Origin of the sequence: Pseudoxanthomonas sp. SORGH_AS_0997 (assembly GCF_031453535.1) — a bacterium.
Classification (GTDB): domain Bacteria; phylum Pseudomonadota; class Gammaproteobacteria; order Xanthomonadales; family Xanthomonadaceae; genus Pseudoxanthomonas_A; species Pseudoxanthomonas_A winnipegensis.
Map to the genome: position 1 here is coordinate 3,023,251 of NZ_JAVIZI010000001.1, position 20,701 is coordinate 3,043,951.

15 protein-coding genes and 2 pseudogenes are annotated in these 20,701 nt (G+C 70.4%); 7 read left to right on the top strand and 10 right to left on the bottom strand.

From position 1 onward, the window contains the following. From QE438_RS13250 to QE438_RS13265, 4 genes are all read right to left on the bottom strand, one after another. Complete coding sequence (locus QE438_RS13250) at positions 1-795, bottom strand: MipA/OmpV family protein (protein ID WP_307184126.1); 795 nt, start codon at positions 793-795, stop codon at positions 1-3. Between the two features lie 211 nt (positions 796-1,006). After that, positions 1,007-2,038, bottom strand: coding sequence for an ABC transporter substrate-binding protein (locus tag QE438_RS13255; protein ID WP_306996311.1), 1,032 nt, complete (start codon positions 2,036-2,038; stop codon positions 1,007-1,009). Between the two features lie 8 nt (positions 2,039-2,046). Next, complete coding sequence (locus tag QE438_RS13260; protein ID WP_307184125.1) at positions 2,047-3,423, bottom strand: sensor histidine kinase; 1,377 nt, start codon at positions 3,421-3,423, stop codon at positions 2,047-2,049. Further along, positions 3,420-4,094: a response regulator transcription factor gene (locus QE438_RS13265; protein WP_130561757.1), complete on the bottom strand. Its 675-nt coding sequence runs from the start codon at positions 4,092-4,094 to the stop codon at positions 3,420-3,422. Before QE438_RS13265 ends, QE438_RS13260 begins: the two co-directional genes overlap by 4 nt. A 176-nt stretch (positions 4,095-4,270) precedes the next feature. Between QE438_RS13265 and QE438_RS13270 the strand changes: the two genes are divergently transcribed. The 3 genes from QE438_RS13270 to phbB all read left to right on the top strand — a co-directional run bounded on the left by QE438_RS13270 (position 4,271) and on the right by phbB (position 7,735). Next, entirely contained in the window at positions 4,271-5,467 is a 1,197-nt protein-coding gene (locus tag QE438_RS13270) for a porin (protein WP_306995009.1), read from the top strand. 48 nt (positions 5,468-5,515) lie between these two features. Next, positions 5,516-6,847 carry a CitMHS family transporter gene (locus QE438_RS13275; protein ID WP_306995007.1) on the top strand — a complete coding sequence of 444 codons (1,332 nt, stop codon included), beginning with the start codon at positions 5,516-5,518 and terminating at the stop codon, positions 6,845-6,847. 147 nt (positions 6,848-6,994) lie between these two features. After that, positions 6,995-7,735 carry an acetoacetyl-CoA reductase gene (gene phbB, locus QE438_RS13280; protein WP_130536011.1) on the top strand — a complete coding sequence of 247 codons (741 nt, stop codon included), beginning with the start codon at positions 6,995-6,997 and terminating at the stop codon, positions 7,733-7,735. A 551-nt stretch (positions 7,736-8,286) separates the two neighbouring features. Here phbB and dcp read toward each other — a convergent pair. From dcp to QE438_RS13295, 3 genes and pseudogenes are all read right to left on the bottom strand, one after another. Then, positions 8,287-10,449, bottom strand: a pseudogene (dcp, locus tag QE438_RS13285) (peptidyl-dipeptidase Dcp). 155 nt (positions 10,450-10,604) lie between these two features. Continuing rightward, on the bottom strand, positions 10,605-11,558 hold the full coding sequence (locus QE438_RS13290) for an isoaspartyl peptidase/L-asparaginase (protein ID WP_306996308.1): 954 nt from the start codon (positions 11,556-11,558) through the stop codon (positions 10,605-10,607). A gap of 237 nt (positions 11,559-11,795) precedes the next feature. Then, positions 11,796-12,680, bottom strand: a pseudogene (locus QE438_RS13295) (cyanophycinase); the annotation flags it as partial. On the opposite strand from QE438_RS13295, the gene QE438_RS13300 reads away from it, so the two are divergent. The 3 genes from QE438_RS13300 (at position 12,652) to QE438_RS13310 (ending at position 17,449) form a co-directional block, all read left to right on the top strand. Then, positions 12,652-13,233, top strand: coding sequence for an RNA polymerase sigma factor (locus QE438_RS13300; protein ID WP_306995002.1), 582 nt, complete (start codon positions 12,652-12,654; stop codon positions 13,231-13,233). The pseudogene QE438_RS13295 and the gene QE438_RS13300 sit on opposite strands and share 29 nt — an antisense overlap. After that, positions 13,208-14,278, top strand: a complete 1,071-nt coding sequence (locus QE438_RS13305; protein ID WP_306995000.1) for a FecR domain-containing protein — start codon at positions 13,208-13,210, stop codon at positions 14,276-14,278. The genes QE438_RS13300 and QE438_RS13305 overlap by 26 nt, the downstream gene beginning before the upstream one ends. Before the next feature lie 102 nt (positions 14,279-14,380). Beyond that, entirely contained in the window at positions 14,381-17,449 is a 3,069-nt protein-coding gene (locus QE438_RS13310; protein ID WP_306994998.1) for a TonB-dependent receptor, read from the top strand. A gap of 93 nt (positions 17,450-17,542) precedes the next feature. On the opposite strand, the gene QE438_RS13315 is transcribed toward QE438_RS13310, so the two are convergent. Next, positions 17,543-18,124, bottom strand: coding sequence for a lysophospholipid acyltransferase family protein (locus tag QE438_RS13315; protein ID WP_234852743.1), 582 nt, complete (start codon positions 18,122-18,124; stop codon positions 17,543-17,545). A 25-nt stretch (positions 18,125-18,149) separates the two neighbouring features. Beyond that, positions 18,150-18,581 (bottom strand): alternative ribosome rescue aminoacyl-tRNA hydrolase ArfB, encoded by a 432-nt coding sequence (arfB, locus tag QE438_RS13320; protein ID WP_130521545.1) that lies wholly within the window; start codon positions 18,579-18,581, stop codon positions 18,150-18,152. A gap of 266 nt (positions 18,582-18,847) precedes the next feature. On the opposite strand from arfB, the gene QE438_RS13325 reads away from it, so the two are divergent. Beyond that, positions 18,848-19,558 (top strand): DUF2059 domain-containing protein, encoded by a 711-nt coding sequence (locus QE438_RS13325; protein WP_228257934.1) that lies wholly within the window; start codon positions 18,848-18,850, stop codon positions 19,556-19,558. Positions 19,559-19,901: 343 nt separating this feature from the next. Here QE438_RS13325 and ung read toward each other — a convergent pair whose 3' ends face one another. Then, a complete protein-coding gene (gene ung / locus QE438_RS13330; protein ID WP_306994994.1) occupies positions 19,902-20,618 on the bottom strand; it encodes a uracil-DNA glycosylase in 717 nt (238 codons plus the stop codon). Positions 20,619-20,701: the final 83 nt, after the last annotated feature.

The window sequence follows — 20,701 nt, forward strand, 5'->3', positions numbered from 1 at the left end:
TCAGTAGGTATAGGTGATCGCCCAGACCGCGCCGGGCTCGGTGCGGCGCACCAGCAGCGGGCTGCCCTGCACCTGGCCCCCGTAGCGCGTGGAGGTGAGCTGGGTCGTGGAGGTCCAGTGCGTGTCGAACTTGTGCTCCCAGCCCAGGCCCAGCGCACCGGCGTACAGCCCGGCATCGGCCTGGAACGGCGCGAAGTCCGAGCGCGCGGCCTGGGCCTGCGTCACGCCGAACCAGGCCTGGTTGTAATGCGCATCGCCCCACCAGGCATCTACGTCCACGGCCATGCCGTCGTGCGCGGTCTGGAACAGCCCCAGCTCGGTGCCCAGGTGGAACTGGGTGCGCGGCGCGGACTGGCGCAAGGTGCGCTCGGCCTCGGCGCTGACCGACAGCCAGGGCGTGAACTGCGCCTCCAGCATGGTGTGCGAGGTGAAGGCGTCGGGCACCTGGCCCATGCCGGCCAGGCGCGTGCTGCCGGAGCGCCAGCGGCTGTCGTGATCCACGCGGCCGAAGTCGTAGGCCACCGACTGCGACAGGGTGAACACCGGCCCGAGTTGGAACTGCAGGCCGGCGCCGTGTTCCTGATCGGCGAACAGCACGCCGTGCTGCAGCGAGAACACCGGCATGGGCGCGAAGCGACTGCCGCCGCCGCCCGGATAACGCGACTCGAGCTGGGCGGCCATGCCGATCACCTGTTCGTTATCGCTGGTCGGCTGGGTGACGGTCGCGTCCTGGGCCCTGGCGGGCAAGACCGCCAGCGTGCCGAGGGCGGGCACCGCCAGCAGGAGAGGAATCAAGCGCACATGCATGGTCTAAGGTCCTAGGCGGCCAGGCCTCGCCGGCAGTTGCCGCCGGCGCTGCATAGGCCGGCGCGGCGTGAATCCGCTGGCGAGCCCAGGCCCATCGGTGACCATTTTCTGGCAGAAGATGTCGGGACGATGTCGTACTTGCCGGGCCCGGAACGGTTCCGTTCATGCCCCGCGCATCCGCTGCGGCGCGCCATCGGCCTCAAGGCGCCTGCGGCTGGACCAGCGCGTGCCAGTTCTCCAGGAACTGGCGGCGTTTGAGCGTATCCAAGTACACCAGCAGGCCCGGCCCCAGCGCGATCGGCCGCAGCGCCTCGCCGGCCGGCAGGACCGAGCCCAGGCGCGCCTGCTCGGTCAGCACGCGCTGGCCGCGCGGCGAGAGCAGATAGTCCAGGAAGGACTGCGCCTGCGCGGGGTGCTGCGCCGTGCGCGGGATCACCGCGGTGCGCAGCGCCAGCAGCGTGTAGTCCTCCGGCTGCACCAGACCCAGCGGTGCGCCGGCGTCGATGCGCGCCTGCGCGTATGAGCCCAGCACGTTGTAGGCCAGCAGCAGCTGGCCGCGCGCGACCCGGTCCAGCAACGGGCCGGTGCGCTCCTCCAGCTGCACCGCGTTGCGGCCCAGCGCGGCCAGCAGCGCGGTGGACACGCTGCCGCGCTGCGCGTCTTGGGTCGCAAACAGATAGCCCACGCCGCTGCGCGCGATGTCGTAGGTGCCCACCCGGCCGCGCAGCGGCGCGTCCGGATCGCGCAGCAGGTCCAGCAGCTGGCGGCGCGTGCGCGGCACTTGGGCCGGCTTGAGCAGGCGCGTGTTGTAGACGATGGCCACCGGCTCGGTGCTGACCGCGAACACCTCGTGCCGCCACTGCGCCCAGTCGGGCAGCGTCTCGGTCTGCGGCGAGCGATAGGCCAGCGCATGGCCGTCGTTGGCCAGCTTGGTCTGCAGGTCCATGCTGGCGCTGATCATCAGGTCCGGGCCGTGCGCGTCGTTCGGGGCGCGCAGATAGCGCGCGTACATCTCCCAGGAGACCACCTCCTCGTACAGCACCTCGACGTCCGGATGCAGGCGCTGGTAGTCGGCGATGACGCTGGCGAACACCGGCAGATCGGTCGAGCCCTGCACGCGCAGCTGCGCCCCGGCCTTGCCGGAGGGCGCGGGGAAGCGGCGCGCCTTGTCCGACTGCGCCCAGGCCAGGGGCACCACGCACAGCAGCAGCAGCGCGGCGAACAGACGCATCGGGCGCATCAGGCGATCCTCGGCAGGCGCAGCGTCACCACCAGCCCGCCCTCGGGCCGGTTGGACAGGTCGATGTGTGCGCCATGGCTGTCGGCCACGCGCTTGACGATGGCCAGGCCCAGGCCGGCGCCGCCCTGGGCGGCCTGCGCGCCGCGGGCGAAGCGCGCAAACACGGTGTTGGCCTCGGCCGCCGGGATGCCCGGCCCGTGGTCGGCGATGGTCACCACGCACTGCGCCGGCTCCACGCGCAGCGCGATCTCCAGCGGCCCTTGCGCACCGCCGTGCTTGAGCGCGTTGTCGATCAGGTTCTTCAGGGCCTCGCGCAGCAGCAGCGCATCGCCGCGCACGTACGCTGGCGCCGGGTCCATCTCCAGCACCAGGACCGGCTGCGGGCCGACCGCCGGCAGCGCGTCGTGCAAGGCCTGGCGCAGCGCCTCGGCCAGGTCGCAGCGCGTGAAGTCCTGCAGGTTGGAGCGGTGCAGCACGCTGGCATCGCTGAGCAGCTGGTTGAGCAGGCGGCTCATGTGGGTCGCGTTGCGCTCCACCGCGACCAGGCTGCGGCGCATGTCGGCCGGATCGTCCTCGTCCAGGCCCAGCTGCGCCTGCGCGCGCAGCGCGGCCAGCGGCGTGCGCATCTGGTGCGCGGCCTCGGCCATGAAGGCGCGCAGGTTCTCGTTGCTGGCCTGCAGGCGCTGCATGAAGCGGTTGAGCGCACCGACCATCTGCTGCATCTCCTGCGGCGCGCCCTCGGGCAGCGGGCGCAGGTCGGAGGGCTCGCGCCGCGACAGGTCGCCCTCCAGCCGCGCCAGCGGCCGCAGCGCGCGCTGCACGCCCAGCCAGACCAGCGCGGCGCTGAGCAGCGAGAGCAGCGCCAGCGCGGCCAGCGCGCGCAGCACCAGCTCGCCGGCCAGCGCCTCGCGCGCGCGGCGGGTGTGGCCCACCTCCACCAGCACCTGCGCCTGGGCCGCCGGCGTGGTGATGCGCCGCGCCACCGCCGCCACGCGCACCGGCTCGCCGCTGTAGCGCGTGTCGAACAGCACCGGCTGCCCATCGCGCGGCGGCCGGCGCGGCATCGGCAGGTCGCCATAGCCGGTGATGGTGCGGCCGCTGCCGTCGAGCACGCGGTAGAAAACGCGGTCCTCCGGCGCCATCGACAGCATGTCCAGTGCCGCGTACGGCAGATCCACCTGCCACTGGCCATCGGCCAGGGCGACGCTGTCCAGGATCGACAGCGCCGAGGACACCAGCAGGTGGTCGTAGGACTGGTTGGCCGCGCGGTTGCCATAGGCGCGTGCGGCGAAGAACAGCACGGCGATGGCCAGCGCCGACAGCGCGCCCAGGTAGAGCAGCAGCGTGCGCCGCAGCGAAGGCGCGGCGCGGCTCACGGCGCGGCGGCCTCGGCCTTGTAACCCACGCCGCGCACGGTGGTGATGCGCAGCGGGCCGTGTTCGCCCAGCTTGCGGCGCAGGCGGCCGATGTACAGCTCGATGGCGTTGGGCCCGGCCTCGTCGTCGAAGCCGAACAGGCCCTTGGCGATCTCGTCCTTGCTCACCACCTGCTCCAGCCGGCCCAGCAGGATCTCCAGCAGGCGGAACTCGCGGTTGGGCAGCTCCAGCGCCACGCCATCGACGTGCACCGTGTGCGCGGCGGCGTCGAACACCAGCGTGCCCACCTGCACCGCGGCGGTGGCCTGGCCGCGGCTGCGCCGCAGCAGCACCCGACAGCGCGCCTCGAACTCGCGGAAGTCGAACGGCTTGGCCAGGTAATCGTCGGCGCCCACGTCCAGCGCGTGCACGCGATCCTCAATGCCATCGCGCGCGGTGAGCATCAGCACCGGCGTGGCGTCGCCGCGCTCGCGCAGCTCGCCCAGCACGGTCAGGCCGTCCATGCGCGGCAGGCCGATGTCCAGCACCACCAGGTCGAAGGCCTGGTAGCGCAGCACGCTGGCCGCGCCCAGGCCGTCGCGCTGCCAGTCCACCGCATGACCGCTGCGCCGCATGCGTCGCACGATGGCGTCGGCCAGGTCCTCGTTGTCTTCGACCAGCAGCAGGCGCATCGGCACGGCCAGCACGGCATGGGGCGCCGCAGGATTCCATCTGCGCGCGGCCGCGTCCATCCCACCTTTGCTGCGCCGCAGCGACAGGACCATGACAGCTTGCGGCCCCTAGCCTGCCTCGCAACCTCGGCGCCCGGGCTCGATCCGCGGCGACCGGTCCGAACCTGGGAGGGTCCGTGTCCACCACCACCAACACCATCGCCGCGCTGGCCGCGGTCCTGGGCGCCTGCGTCGCCGCACCGGCCTTGGCCGCGGACGAGGACACACGCCCGATCACTGCAGAGCTGGGCGGCCGCCTGCACTGGGACTTCGCCGTGTTCGACAACGACGAGCGCGGCGTGCCCAACCGCAACGACACCCAGTTCCGCCGGGTCTGGCTGGATGTCTCCGGGCGCTTCTACGGCTTCACCTACAAGGCCGAGGTCGATCTGGCCGGCCTGCAGGATGCACCGGGCAGCGCCGGCATCGTCGCGCGCGATGTGTACATCGCCAAAGCGTTCGACGCCGGCACGCTGACGGTGGGCCAGTTCAAGCAGTACTTCAGCCTGGACGATCGCACCGGCTCCAACTACGGCGCGTTCCTGGAGCGCGGCATGGGCCCCAGCACGCTGGCGCCGATCTATCGCAAGGCGGTGTCGTGGCAGGCCACCCTGCCGCATGGCACCTGGGCGGCGAGCGCCTACAGTCTGGAGAGCATCGACAACAGCGCGACCAAGGGCGCCGCGATCGGCGGACGCGCGACCTGGCTGCCGCTGGATGCGGGCAGCACCCTGCGGCACCTGGGCCTGTCGCTGGCGCACGAGGCCTACGACCATCCGGGCACGCGCCGGGCCGCGGCGCTGGTGCTGCGGCCACGCCCGGCCAACGACCTGGCCGACAACAGCCGCCTGACCCTGGCGCGCTTCGACGCCGGCCGCGACACCGACGTGGACAAGTGGTCGCTGGAATACGCCGAGGTCCACGGCCCGCTGTCCTGGCAGGGCGAATACAGCGGCGCGGTGCTGGACGACGGCGCGCAACAGGCGCAGGTGCAGGCCGCCTACGGCTTCGTCAGCTGGTTCGTCACCGGCGAGTCGCGCGGCTACGACCGCAAGACCGGGCGCTTCTCGCGCATCAAGGCCATGCGCCACCGCACCGGCGCGCTGGAATTGGCGCTGCGCTACGACCGCATGTGGGGCCGGCAGCATCCCGACGGCATGGCCGACACGATCGATGCCTCGATGCGGGCGGTGACGCTGGGCGCCAACTGGTACTTCCAGCCCAACCTGCGGGTGATGTTCGACGCGATCGACAGCCGCAACCGCGACCACCGCACCGGCACCACGCTGGACCACACCCTGGCCTACACCGGACGCTTCCAGTACGACTTCTGATCCACCGCCGCACCGCCGGTGCGGCCTTCAACCCTTGAGGAAACGCGGATGCTGACGCTGCTCGGCTTCGGGATGGTCATCGCCTTCATGTACCTGATCATGTCCAAGCGGCTCTCGCCGCTGGTGGCGCTGATCACGGTGCCGATCGTGTTCGCGCTGATCGGCGGCTTCGGCGGCGACATCAACGAGATGATGCTGGAGGGCATCAAGAAGATCGCGCCGACCGGCGTGATGCTGATGTTCGCCATCCTCTACTTCGGCGTGATGATCGATGCGGGGCTGTTCGACCCGCTGGTCGGACGCATCCTGCGCCTGGTCAAGGGCGATCCGCTGAAGATCGTGATGGGCACGGCGATCCTGGCGATGCTGATCTCGCTGGACGGCGACGGCTCGACCACCTACATGATCACCGCCTCGGCGATGCTGCCGCTGTACCACCGGCTGGGCATGAACGCCCTGCGCATGACCTGCGTGACCATGCTCGCCAGCGGCGTGATGAACCTCACCCCGTGGGGCGGGCCGACCGCGCGCGCGGCCACCGCGCTGCACGTGGACCCGGCCGATGTGTTCGTGCCGCTGGTGCCGGCGATGGTGATCGCGCTGCTCAGCATCCTGGCGCTGGCGTGGTGGCTGGGCCTGCAGGAGCGCCGCCGCCTGGGCGTGATCCAGCTGCAGCCGGGCCAGGACTGGATGGATGCCTCGGTGGCCGAGGACGGCAGCGACGCCCTGCCCACGGTCGAGGATGTCGAGCACATCAAGCGGCCCAAGCTGCTGTGGGTCAACTTCGCCCTGACCTGCGCGCTGATGGCCGCGCTGGTGGTGGGCGTGCTGCCGATGCCGGTCTTGTTCATGATCGGCTTCGCCATCGCGCTGGTGATCAACTACCCGGACCTGGCCGAGCAGCGTCGTCGCCTGGTCAACCACGCCGGCAACGTGCTGTCGGTGGTGTCGCTGATCTTCGCCGCCGGCATCTTCACCGGCATTCTGTCCAACACCGGCATGGTCGAGGCGATGTCGCGCAGCTTCCTGGCGGTGATCCCCGATGCCTGCGGCCCGTACCTGGCGGTGATCACCGCGCTGGCCAGCATGCCCTTCACCTTCTTCATGTCCAACGACGCCTTCTACTTCGGCGTGCTGCCGATCCTGTCGCAGGCCGCGGGCGAATACGGCATCACGCCGGTGGAGATGGCGCGCGCCTCGCTGGCCGGCCAGCCGGTGCATCTGCTCAGCCCGCTGGTGCCTTCGACCTATCTGCTGGTGGGTCTGGCCAAGGTGGAGTTCGCCGACCACCAGAAGTTCACCCTCAAGTGGGCGGTGCTGGTCTCGCTGGTGCTGATGGCGGCGGGGCTGGTGTTTGGGTTGTTTCCGTTGGTGGCTTGAAAGCAGGGGTCAGGGGTCAGGGGCCGGGGGCCAGGGAGGAGCCGGCGCCCGAAGGATCTCGGCCCCCCGCTTTTCCCTGACCCCTGACCCCTGACCCCTGACCTCCGGCCCCCAGTCCCCCGCTCTTCCAACCTCAAGGTCCATCCAATGACACTTCGCATCGCTTACGTCACCAGCGGCATGGGCAGCCTCGGCACGGCCATCTGCCAGAAGCTGGCCCATAGCGGCCACACCGTGGTGGTCGGCTGCGGGCCCGATTCGCCGCGCAAGGCCGGCTGGCTGCGCGAGCAGCGCGCGCTGGGCTTCGACTTCATCGTCTCGGAGGGCAATGCGGCCGACTGGGACTCGACCGTGGCCGCCTTCGACCAGGTGCGCTCGGAGGTCGGCGAGATCGACGTGCTGGTCAACAACGCCGGCGGCCACCGCGATCAGCTGTTCCGGCAGATGCAGCGCGCGGACTGGCAGGCGGTGATCAACGGCAACCTCCATGCGCTGTTCAACGTCACCAAGCAGGTGATCGACGGCATGACCACGCGCGGCTGGGGACGCATCGTCAACATCGGCTCGGTCAGCGCGCACCGCGGCCAGATCGGCCAGGTCAACTACGCCACGGCCAAGGCGGCGATGGGCGGCTTCACCCGTGCGCTGGCGCAGGAAGTGGCCACGCGTGGGGTGACGGTCAACACGCTCTCGCCCGGTTACATCGCCAGCGCGGCGATCAGCGGCTTCCCGCCCGACATGCTGGAGCGCCTGGCCTCCAGCGTGCCGGTGCGCCGCCTGGGCCAGCCGGCCGAAGTCGCCGGCCTGTGCGCCTGGCTGGTCTCCGACGAGGCCGCCTACGTCACCGGCGCCGACTACGCCGTCAACGGCGGCCTGCATATGGACTGAGTACGACCCCTGCTCGGTGGGAGCAACTGTCTTCTCAAGTCTCGCAGCGGCCTGCTGTAGAGCGGAGCTTGCTCCGCTGGAGCCTTCCCACGAACCGATCGAAGAGCAGCGGAGCAAGCTCCGCTCTACAGGTGGGAGCCGCCGTGGCGGCGACGAGGCTCTACTGGTAAAGCCTCGTCGCCGCCATGGCGGCTCCCACAGGGTTTGCGAGGACTGTGCGCACGGCATGGCCCATGTTGTGCCATGCCCTGTCGGGTCGAGGCTCTGCGGCTGACAGGTCAGGATTTCTTTCGAGCCGAAGTCATGAGACATGAAGCGCGCCGCAGCGGGCCGGCGGGCGGTGGCCGCGACGAGCGAGGCAGGAGGCCGAGCGCCCGAATCAGGGCAGGATGCCCTGACTGAGGGGAAGGCGGACGCCGCCCGCCGGACCGCTGCCCCTTTCGAAGTCGCAACGCCCACGCACTGCAATCCCTAGCGCGACAAGAGCAAAAGGACGGCCAGAAGCCGTCCTTTTTCATATCTCCCGCCAGAACTCGGCGGAAAAACCCGCCTCACTTCAGCCCGCGATTCTCCAGCAGCGGCGCGACGCTGGGATCCTTGCCGCGGAAGTCGCGGTACAGCGTGGCCAGGTCGACCGTGTTGCCGCGCGAGAGGATCTTGTCGCGGAAGATGTCGCCGTTCTTGCGGCTCAGCCCGCCGTGCTCCTTGAACCACTCGAACGCATCGTCGTCCAGCACCTCGGCCCAGAAGTAAGCGTAGTAGCCGGCCGAATAGCCGCCGCCCCAGATGTGGTCGAAGTAGGTGGTGCGGTAGCGCGGCGGCACTTCGGCCAGATCGACCTTGTACTTCTTCAGCGAATCGGCCTCGAACTTGTCCACGTCCTGCAGCGGCGCGTCGGCCGGCAGGGTGTGCCAGGACAGGTCCAGCAGCGCCGCCGACAGGTACTCGGTGGTGGCATAGCCCTGGTTGAAGGTGCGCGACTTCTTGATCTTCTCCACCAGATCGGCCGGCATCGCCTCGCCGGTCTGGTAGTGCTTGGCGTAATGCGCGAACACCTTCGGATCGGAGGCCCAGTGCTCGTTGAACTGCGAGGGGAACTCGACGAAGTCGCGCGAGGTGGCGGTGCCGGCCAGGGTCGGATACTTCACGTTGGAGAACATGCCGTGCAGCGCATGGCCGAACTCATGGAACATCGTGGTGACGTCGTCGAAGCTCAGCAGCGCCGGCTGGCCCGGCGCCGGCTTGGTGAAGTTGCAGACGTTGTAGACCACCGGCTTGGTGCCGCTCAGCCCGTTCTGGCCGACGAACTCGTCCATCCAGGCGCCGCCGGACTTGCTGTCGCGCTTGAAGTAGTCGGTGTAGAACAGCGCCAGCGACTTGCCGTCCTGGTCGAACACCTCGTAGACCTTCATCCCGTCGTGGTAGGTCGGGATGTCGGTGCGCTCCTTGAAGGTGATGCCGTAGAGCTGGGTGGCGGCGTAGAACACGCCGTTCTTGAGCACGTTGTCCAGCTCGAAGTACGGCTTGATCTGCGCCTCGTCCAGGTCGTACTTGGCCTTGCGCACCTGCTCGGCGTAGAAGTCCCAGTCGGCGGCGGTGAGCTTGAAGCCACCCTGCTGCGCGTCGATCACCTTCTGCATCTCGGCCGCCTCGCTGCGCGCCTTGGCGGTGGCGGCGGGCACGGTGTCGGTGAGCAGCTTCAGCGCCGCGTCCGGCGTCTTGGCCATCTGGTCGCTGAGGCTGTAGGCGGCGTAGCTGTCGAAGCCGAGCAGCTTGGCCTTCTGCGCGCGCAGCTGGGCCAGGCGCTGCACGGTCTGGCGGGTGTCGTTGGCGTCGCCCTTCTCGGCGCGCGTCTGCGAGGCGCTCATCACCTGCAGGCGCAGGTCGCGATCCTTCAGCGAGGCCAGCACCGGCTGCTGGGTGGTGTTCTGCAGGGCCAGCAGGTACTTGCCGTCGAGCTTGCGCGCGGCCGCGTCCTTGCGCGGCCGAGGCGATGTCGCCGTCGGACAGGCCGTCCAGCTTGGCCTTGTCGTCCACCACCACCGCGCCGGCGGTGGCGGCCGCGACCAGCCTGGTGTGGAACTGCGTGGCCAGGGTGGTCTCTTCGATGTTGAGCTTGCGCAGGGTGGCCTTGTCGGCGTCGGACAGCTGCGCACCGGCGCGCACGAACTCCTGGTACTCGTACTCGACCAGGCGCTTCTGCTCCGGGTCCAGGTTCAAGGTGTCGCGCTGGTCGTAGAGGCTCTTGATGCGCGCGAACAGCTTCGGATCCAGGTTGATCTCGTCCTGGTGCGCGGCCAGCTTGGGCGCGATCTCTTCCTGGATCTTCTGACGCGCATCGTTGGTATCGGCCTGGACCAGGCCGAAGAAGATGCGCGAGACGCGGGTCAGGGTCTCGCCGCTGCGCTCCATCGCCTCCAGCGTGTTGGCGAAGGTGGCCGGCTCCGGGTTGTCGGCGATCTTGCGGATCTCGGCCAGGTGTGCTGCTGCATGCCTTCCTCGAAGGCCGGCAGGTAGTCGCTGTCCTGGATCTTGTCGAACGGCGGCGCCTGGAAGGGCAGCGTGCTGGCGCTCAGCAGCGGGTTGGCGCGCTGCGGCGCGGCGTCGGCGGCCGGGGTGGACGCGGCGGGTTTCACGGCATCGGCCTCCGTTTGTGCGTGGCAGGCGGCCAGCGCCAGGCTGATGGCGGTGGCAAGAGCGAGGGTGCGGGTCATGCGGGATCCAGCCATTGCGGAAGAGCCGCGCACGCTACCCGATCTGCCGTTCGCTGGCACGTGCCGGACGCTGGCCGATTGGGCCAAAGGTCAGCGTCAGGACGCACCGACGCCCGGGCCCGGCCTGCCCGGCGCGGGCGCCGGGCCAGCCACGCTTAAGGCGCCGCCTGGCCGGCCGGCAGCGGCAGCGGGTCGTCCTTGTAGATGGCCACGTGCGGCACGCCGTCGGCGCCGATCCAGCCGCGGTACATGCCTTCGGTATTGAACGGGAAGGCGACCACGCCATCGGCGGCCAGCCCGATCGCACCGCCGTCGCCACCGGCGGCCGGGATCTCCCGGTTGATCACCGTCTGCGCCGCGCGCACCAGCGACTGGCCTGCGTACTTCATCCGCGCGCAGATGTCGTAGGCGGCCACCGCGCGGATGTAGAACTCGCCCCAGCCGGTGCCGGACACGGCGCACTGCGCGTTGGCATAGGTGCCGGCGCCGATGATCGGCGAATCGCCGACCCGGCCGTAGCGCTTGTCGGTCATGCCGCCGGTGGAGGTGCCGGCCGCCAACCGCCCGGCGCCGTCCAGCGCCAGCGCGCCGACGGTGCCGAAGTGCTTGGCCGTGGCCAGGTCCCCGTGGGCCAGGCCCAGGCGGTCTTCCTTCAGCGCCTGCTGCAGCTGCTGCCAGCGCTTCTCGGTGCGGAAGTACGACGGATCGACCAGCGTGATGCCCTGCTCGCGGGCGAAGACCTCGGCGCCATCGCCGACCATCATCACGTGCTGGGAGTGGTCCATGACCGCCTTGGCGAGCAGGATCGGATTCTTGACCCGGTGCACGCCGGCGATCGCGCCGGCCTTGCCGCTGGCGCCGTCCATGATCGCCGCGTCCAGCTCGTTCCTGCCGTCGTGGGTGAACACCGCGCCCTTGCCGGCGTTGAACTGCGGCGAGTCCTCCAGCACGGTGATGGCCGCGGCCACCGCTTCCGGCGCCGGCTTGCCCTGGGTCAGCAGCGCATGGCCGGCCTGCAGCGCGGCGGTCATCGCCGCACGCGCCTCGACCTCGTCGGCCGGCGTCATCCCCTTGCGCTCCACGCCGGCCCCGCCGTGGATCACCAGCATCGGCGCATCCAGCAGGACCAGCACGCCGTCGCGCACCGCGTAGCGGCGCTGGAAGACCGGCGCGTCCACCGTGCCGGCCGGCAGGTGCAGCACCGAGCCGGCGCCCACGCCCAGCGTGCGCACCTGCGCCAGCCGCATCGGGCTGTCCTCGGCCTGGCGCTCGGTGAAGCCGCCCTGCACCACCGTCGCGCCCGCGCCGGGCGCGGTGGCGTACACGCGGGCGCTGCCGTCGCCTTCCACCGCCACCGCCGCGCTCTCGTCCACGCCCAGGCCGATCAGCGGATGCCCGGCCAGGGTCTCGGCCTTGGCCACGAAGCCGATCAGCCGGCCCAGCCGGTTGCGTTCGCTGAAGTGCGTGTCGGTGACCACGCCCTTGAGCGCGGCCAGGTGCAGGAAGCCGGTCTCGATGGTGTTCTCCGGCCCCAGCGGATCGGCCAGCGCGCGCGGGCTGGTCTGGCTGCCGCCATCCATGGCGCCGTACAGATACTCGCCCTGCATGGCCAGGCCGGCGCTGGTGCCGCCCAGCGGCTTGCCCGCGGCCACGTGCGCATCCAGTGCGGCGGCCACTGGCGTGTCCTTCCAGAAGCGCACGTAGCGCGACTGGTCGCCGCCGGCGATGAAGATGCCGTCGGCCCGCTTCAGGGCCTGCAGCATCTTCGGGTCGTAGGCCGCCTGGCGGTCGTGGAAGACGAAGGTCTCCACCGACACCGGGCCGCCGACCTCGCGATAGAACTCCTCGCCCACCTCGCCGGCCTGCGAGGCGCGCAGCACCACCAGGTGGCCGTTGCCCGCCTTGGCGAAGAACCAGCGCAGGGCGTCGTGGTTGCGGTCGCCGCCGCCCATCAGCAGCAGGCCCGGCTGGACCTTGCCCGGCGTGGCGGCCCTGGCGTCGCCCAGCAGGTAGTGGTCCAGCGAGGCCGGCGCGGCCATCGCCACACCCGACCACAGCAGCGCGGCCAGCAGCGGCCAGGACTTGCGCGAAACGGACGGCATGGGCAGGGGTTCCTTTGGAGGGCGACAGCCATGCAGGACGAACGAACAGCGCCAATCCCCCCGTGGGCAACAGCGCGTCGGCTCGGCTATGGTGCAGGCCATGCGCACCGCCCTGGACGACTGGTTCATCCGCGAGATCCTGATCCACGAGGCGTCGCTGAGCGCGTATCTGCGCCGCAGCTGGTCGCGGCCCGACGAGGTCCACGACCTGCGCCAGGAGATCTACGTGCGCGTCTACGAGGCCGCCGGCAAGGCGCTGCCGACCGCGCCCAAGTCCTTCCTGTTCGCCACCGCCCGCCACCTGATGACCGACCGGCTGCGCCGCGGGCGGGTGGTGTCGATCGAGGCAGTGGGTGATCTGGACGCCTTGCACGTCTTGGTGGATGAGGCCTGTCCCGAGCGCGTGTGCGGCGGACGGCAGGTGCTCAGGCGGCTGGCCGAGGCGTTCGACCGGCTGCCGGACCGCTGCCGGGAAGTGGTGTGGCTGCGGCGGGTGGAGGAACTGTCGCAGAAGGAGGCGGCCATGCGCATGGGCATCAGCGAGAAGACCGTGGAGAAGCACCTGGCCAAGGGCATGCGCCTGCTGGCCGGGGCCTATCACGGCGGCGGCCCGGCGCGCCCCGCCGCCACCGCATCGCAACCGACCGGACACCGGCATGTCGACGGACAGCGCCAGGATTGAGTCGCGCGCGGCCGCGTGGCTGGCGCGGCGCGACTGCGGGGACTGGGACACCCAGGCACAGGACGCGCTGGAGGCCTGGCTGGCGCAGGCCACCGCGCACCGCATCGCCTTCCTGCGGCTGGAGGCGGCCTGGGAGCAGAGCGGGCGCCTGGCCGCGCTCGGCGCCGGGGTGGCGCCGGGCACGGTGCCGCCGCGCGGCGCCTGGTCGTCCACGCCGGCACCGCCCACCGCGCCCGCCGCGACTCCCAGCCCGGGCGCCGACCTGTCGCAGGTGGTCTTCGCCCCACGCCCCGCCCGCTCCCGCCGCCGCTGGCCCGCCCTGCTCGCCGGCGCGGCCGTGCTGCTGCTCGCCCTGGGCATGGCCGGCGCCGGCTGGAGGCACTACGCGGTCACCGAAAGCGCGAGTTACGCCAGCGCGCTGGGCCAGCTGCAGCCGGTGGCCCTGTCCGACGGCTCGCGCGCCACGCTCAGCAGCGACAGCCTGATCGAGGTCGCGCTGTCGGCCGCGCGCCGGCGCATCGCACTGAAACGCGGCGAGGCCTACTTCGAGGTGGCCAAGGACGCCGACCGGCCGTTCGTGGTCGAGGCCGGCGAACGCCGCGCAGTAGCGGTGGGCACGCGCTTCTCGGTACGCCGCGACGGCGCCACCACCCGCGTGGTCGTCACCGAAGGCACGGTGCGGCTGGAATCGGACGACCACGGCGACCGCCCCGCCCCGACCACGCTGCTGCCGGCCGGCAGCATCGCCATCGCCGGCCCGGACGGGGTGCTGGTGCGCAGCGTGCCGCTGGCCGAGGCCGAGGCCGCGCTGGACTGGCGCGGCGGCCTGCTGAGCTTCCGCGACACCGCCCTGGGCGAGGCGGTGGCCGAGTTCAACCGCTACAACGCGCACAAGCTGGTGGTGGCCGACGCCCGGGCCGCTGCGCTGCGGGTGTCGGGCACCTTCCAGTGGGACAACGCCGACGGCTTCGTGCGCCTGCTCGAACGCGGCTTCCCCGTGCACGCCGAACGCCGCCCCGGGACGGTGCTGCTGCACAGCCGCTGAGCACGCCGCGCGTCGATCGCGTGGGGGGAGTGGCGGACTTGTTCGTCCTGAGCCTTGCATGGGCGCGCCCCCCCGCACGCCCGCCACTCTGGGGAGAGTCGAATGCATTCCAAGCTGCGAACGCTGCTGTTGAGCGCTGCCTGTGCGGCGGCACTGTCCGCCCCGGCCCAGGCCGCCAGCCAACTGGACATCCCGGCCGGCAGCCTGGACGGCGCCCTGCAGGCGCTCTCGCGCCAGACCGGCGCGCAGCTGCTCTACCGCCCCGAGCAGCTGGCCGGCCTGCAGACCCGCGGCGTGCGCGGCGAGCTGAGCCCGGCGCAGGCCGCCGACCGCCTGCTCGAAGGCAGCGGCCTGGTCGCCCGGCGCGACGCCTCCGGCGCCCTGCTGATCGCCCGCCAGGACGCGACCCCGCGGCCTGCGATCAGCGCGCGCCCGAAGCCCGCGCCCGCGCCGCAGGCCGACAGCGACGCCCCGACCGACCTGGAGCGCCTGCAGGTCACCGGCTCGCGCATCCCGCGCGCCCAGGTCGAGGGTCCTGCGCCGATCACCACCATCACCGCCGAGGACATCAAGGCCAAGGGCTTCACCACCGTGCCCGACGTGCTGCGCGCGATCACCCAGAACGGCGGCGAGACCCAGAGCCAGCAGTCGGCCAACGGCGCGGACTTCTCGCCCGGCGCCCAGCAGGTGGACCTGCGCGGGCTGGGGCCCAACCACACCCTGGTGCTGGTCAACGGCCGCCGCATCGCCGACTTCCCGCTGCCGTTCAAGGGCCGCAGCAACTTCACCGACATCTCCAACATCCCGCTGGGGATGATCGAGCGCATCGAGATCCTCAGCGGCAGCGCCTCGGCGGTGTACGGCTCGGACGCGATCTCCGGCGTGGTCAACTTCATCCTGAAGAAGCACGCCGACGGCACCACCGTGGACTACCGCTTCGGCACCACCAGCCGCGGCGATGCCGACTCGTTCGACCTGAGCATCTCCAGCGGCTTCGAGCGCGGCGCCTTCAGCGCGGTGTACGGACTGGAGTACACCGGACAGAACCCGCTGTGGGCCTATCAGCGCGGCATCCAGGACTCCTCGCAGGATTCCCCCGTGGCCAGCGGCCGAATCGCGCGCCGCGGCTTCCTGCGCACCGACTATTACGACACCTACCTCGACCCGGGCCGGGACACCTGCGAGGCGCTGGCCCGCTTCAACGGCAACTCCACCTACTACGCCTCGCGCCCGCGTTACGGCGACTACGACCCCGCGCTGGACGACTACGGCCCCGGCTACTACTGCGGCAGCGACAAGGCGATCGGCTACGGCACCATCATCAGCAAGCGCGAGGGGCTCAACGCCTACGGCAGCTTCAACTACGACTTCGGCGACGGACTGCGCTGGTTCGCCGACGTGCAGGCCGGCTATCACACCATCGACCTGTTCCGCGATGTGCGCAGCTGGTCCTACCAGCAGCCCAACGGGCAGAAAGACGGCTACTTCTACAATCAGGCCACCGAGCAGGTGGAGTACTGGCAGCGCCAGTTCACGCCCGAGGAGATGGGCGGGCTGAACACCGGCACGGTCCGCAACCGGCAGAAGACCTTCAGCCTCACCACCGGCCTGGCCGGCCGCTTCGGCCAGGCCTGGGACTGGGAGGCCTCGCTGTCGCATTCGCAGTACTCGCTGGCGGTGAGCTGGCCGCAGATCGTCGCGTCCAAGGCCAATGACCTGTTCCTGGGGCCGATGCTGGGCATCGACGAGGACTCGGGCTATCCCATCTACGACGCCGACCCGGCGCGCCTGTACACCCCGCTGACCCGCGCCGAATACGACGGCATCTTCGCGCGCTCCACCTACCACCCCGAGTCGCGCAACGACACGCTGGCCTTCACCCTGACCAACACCGAGCTGTTCGGCCTGCCCGGCGGACCGGCCGGGCTGTCGGCCACCGCCGAGCTCGGCAGCCAGGGCTACGACCTCAAGCCCGATCCGCTGGCCACGCAGGACTACTACTACAGCTGGAAGGACTCCGACGGCCACGGCAGCCGCAACCGCTGGGCGGTGGCCAGCGAACTGCGCCTGCCGCTGCTGGAGCGCCTCAACCTGAGCCTGGCCGGGCGCTTCGACCAGTACCGCTTCGCCGGCCGCAGCATCGACAAGCCGACCTGGAGCGCGGGCGTGGAATGGCGCCCGATCGACGCGCTGCTGCTGCGCGGCTCCTACGGCACCGCCTTCCGCGCACCGGACCTGCACTACCTGTTCGCCCAGGAAGGCGAGGACGAGACCTCCGGCGTGGACTACTACCGCTGCGACACCGAGGAGGCCGGCACGCCGTACGAGGACTGCAGCTACGGCGACGAGGGCATCGTGCGCACGCGCGTGGGCAACCGCGACCTCAAGCCGGAGACCAGCACCGCGTGGACCGCCGGCCTGGTGTTCTCGCCCACGCCGGGCTTCGACATCTCGCTGGACTGGTTCGACATCGACATGCGCGACCAGGTGCAGGACCTGCGCGTGGACGTGGTCCTGCGCAATGAGCGCGACTGCCTCACCGGCGCGGTCCCGCTCGGCTCGGGCACGTGCGTGGACGCGCTCTCGCGCGTCACCCGCCTGGCGGACGGCAAGCTCTACGGCGTGTCCGTCGAACCGATCAACATCGCCCGCGAACGCACCTCCGGCGCAGACCTGGCCGCGCACTGGAAGCTGGACACCGGCCTGGGCCTGTTCACGCTGGGCCTGGACTACACCTGGGTGCACCGCCACGACATCCAGGTCTATGCCGGCGATCCGATGGTGGACGAGTTCGCCATCAACAGCGGCTACGACATCCCGCGCACCAAGACCAGCGCCAGCCTGGGCTGGAGCAAGGCCGCCTGGTCGGCCACGGTGTACGGCCAGCGCCTGGGCAAGCTGCCCAACTACGCCTCCTACGACCAGGACTTCGACGAGGACTCGGGCCAGAGCCCGTGGGTCGAGGCGACCTGGCGCTACAACCTGTCGCTGTCGCGGCAGTTCGGCGACCGCGCGCGCCTGTCGCTGACGGTCAACAACGTGCTGGACAAGATGCCGCCCAAGGACGCCAGCTACACCGCCTATCCGTACTACGACGTGTCCTGGTTCGATTCGCTGGGGCGCAGCCTGTATCTGGACTTCACCTACAAGTTCGGCGGCAAGGCCTTGTGAGAACCGCGTGCTGAGGAACGAGGAACGCGCGCGCGCCGGAGCGCGGGTCGAAGCTCCGCGCTCACTCGCGCCTCGTTCCTCTCCGCCCGCTCCTCACACAGTGCCGCGCGTCTTCCCCATCCACGGCCGGTACCAGGCGCGGATGGCGGCCATGTCGGCCTCCATGTCGGCGCTGGTATGGAACACCGGCCCCAGGCCGATGATCTTCTCGGGGTAGTGGAAGTAGGCCATCAGCACCGGCACATCGGCGGCGCGGGCGATCTTCCAGAAGCCCGCCTTCCACTTGTCCACGCGGTTGCGCGTGCCCTCGGGGGTGACCACGAACCAGATGCGCTCGCTGCGGCGGATGGTGTCCACCGCGGTGCTGACCACACCGCCGGCGTTGGCGCGGTCCACCGGCACCACGCCCAGCTTGTGCAGCAGGATCGACAGCGGCCACCAGAACAGGCTGGCCTTGGCCAGCACCTTGACCTCGAAGCCCATCGCGATCTTGGCCGCCATGCCCCACAGCCCGTCCCAGTTGGACGAATGCGGGGCCACGATCATCACCAGCTTGGGGATGTCCGGCAGCTCGCCGGCGATGCGCCAGCCGCTCAGGCGCAACAGCGTGCGCGCGCACCAGCGATTGAAGCGGTTGGGCTTCACACGCGGCATGTTGCGGGGGGTGGCCGGCATCTGGCCCGGCGGCCTCGGGGTCGGGTCAGTCCCAGTCACGTGCGGTCCGGTTGCGCTTGATCTGGCCACGGGTCTTCTTCTCATCCAGCCGGCGCAGCTTGGAGGCGCGGCTCGGTCGGGTCGCCACGCGCGCCTTGGGTACCGACAGGCTGGCGGCGATGATGTCGGCCAGGCGCTCGCGTGCGTCCTGGCGGTTGCGGTCCTGGGTGCGGAAGCGCTGCGCGTCGATCACCAGCACCCCCTCGTCGGTCAGGCGCCGGTCGCGACGCGCCAGCAGGCGGCTGCGCAGGGCCTCGGGCAGCGACGGCGAGCCGGCCACGTCGAAACGCAGCTCCACCGCGCTGGACACCTTGTTGACGTTCTGCCCACCGGCGCCGCTGGCGCGCACGAAACGCTCGACCAGCTCCTCCTCGGGGATCGACAGCGCAGGGGTGATCTGGAGGGAACCGGCCGGCATGGCCGCGATTGTAGGACAAGGCGATGACACGCCGTGCGATGCCGCGACACGCGGGCTATCGCCCATCGCGGTCCTGAACCCCCGCCCGCGCGCGCACCTGACGAGTCTGTCATCGCGCTTTGCGAGCGAGGCGAACCGACGCAGAATCGCCGCCCTTGCTTAGTGAAATTTTTACACGCACCCCGCGCCGGCTCGGCACCATCGCCGGTCACGTTGCGCGCCTTTTCGAGATCCACATGCCACGCCGTCGATTCACGTCCGTCCTGTTGTTGCTGTCCCTGCTGGCGGCGGTCTGCGCGCCCGCGCTGGCCCGCGTGCCGACCGACGAGGAGATCGACCGACTGCTGGCCGCCTCGCGCGCGCAGAGCATGCTGGCGGCGATCCAGCCCCAGGTCGAGGCCATGCAGCGCGAGCAGTTCGCCCAGCTGACCCAGGGCAAGACGCTGACCCCGCAGCAGCAGGCCGAGATCCAGCAGATCCAGGCCAAGACCTCCGAGATCGTGCGCCAGTCGCTGGCCTGGGAGCAGATGCGCCCGGTCTATCTGGACGTGTACCGCAAGACCTTCGACGACGACGACGTCAAGGCGATGACCAAGTTCTACGAGAGCAAGGCCGGCCAGCGCCTGCTGGACCGCACGCCGGCGGTGATGCAGAGCCTGATGGTCGGCATCCAGCAGAAGATGATCCCGCAGCTCGAGGCGCTGCAGGCCGAGGTCAAGACCGTCTCGGCCGAGCCCCTGCCCGCCCCGCCGGTGTCCCCGCCGGAGGAGCGCCGCAAGTCGGCCACGACCAGCAGCACCCGCAAGAAGGCCACCTCGACCAGCAAGAAGTCGAGCACCAAGTCGAGCACGAAGAAGTCCAGCTCCAGCAAGTCGAGCAGCAGCAAGTCCGGCTCGACCAAGGCCAGCACCACCAAGAAGGCCACCACCAGCAAGACCCCGGCCAAGAAGACCACCACGACCAAGAAGGCCTCCTAGCACCGCACCCCGGCGCAGGGCGGCAGCCCTGAAGACGGCGTCCGCGACCTTGCCGCCAGCCGCAGCCGCACGCCTTTCTCGGCACGCAGACGAAGCGGAACCGCCAACAGCCCACCTCGTCCCCCCGAAGTCCAGAACAGCCCCTCCCCTTTCGCGAAGCGAAGGGGGAGGTTGGGAGGGGGTGCTTTTGCTTTTGACTTCCCCGCGAAAAGCAACCCCTCCCCATCCCTCCCCTTGGCCTGCGGCCAAAGGGAGGGGGCAGAGCACGCGCCCTTCAGGAATGGCTGATCAAGAAGTCGTTCCCCGCCAGGGAGAAACAACAGAGGCGCTTCTACCGGAAGCCTTAAAGCGCCAACTGCGCCCGCGGCGGCAGACGCCAGTCCACCGCCCCCAACCCATGCCGATCGAGATACTCGTTGGCCTGCGAGAAATGCCGGCAGCCCAGGAAGCCCCGATGCGCCGACAGCGGCGAAGGATGCGGCGCCTTCAGCACCCGATGCCGGCGCGGATCGATCACCTTGCCCTTGGCCTGCGCATAGCTGCCCCAGAGCAGGAACACCAGATGCTCGCGCTCCTGCGCCAGCGTCTGAATCACATGGTCGGTGAAGCCCTCCCAGCCCTTGCCCTGATGCGCGCCGGCGCGGCCCTCCTCGACCGTCAGCACCGAGTTGAGCAGCAGCACGCCATGGCGTGCCCACGGCATCAGGCAACCGTGATCCGGCGGGGTGAAGCCGATGTCGCTGGCCAGCTCCTTGTAGATGTTCTGCAGCGACGGCGGCACCGGCACGCCCGGCAGCACCGAGAAGCACAGCCCATGCGCCTGGCCGGCGCCGTGATACGGATCCTGGCCCAGGATCACCACCTTGACCGCCTCGAAGGGCGTGGCATCGAACGCCGCGAAGATCTGCGGCCCCGGCGGAAACACATGCGCCCCGGCCTGCTTGCGCTGACGCAGGAACGCCGACAGCGCCTGCATCTCCGGCCGCAGCAGCCAATCGCCCACCCGCGCCTTCCACGAAGGCTCGAGCTGGATGCGGGGCTGGGAAACGTCTTCGGTCATCGCGTCATTGTAGGCGGCGCCGATGCTTGCTTGTGCGGGTGGCAGCCGCCTGTAGAGCGGAGCTCGCTCCGCTGGGGCCTTCC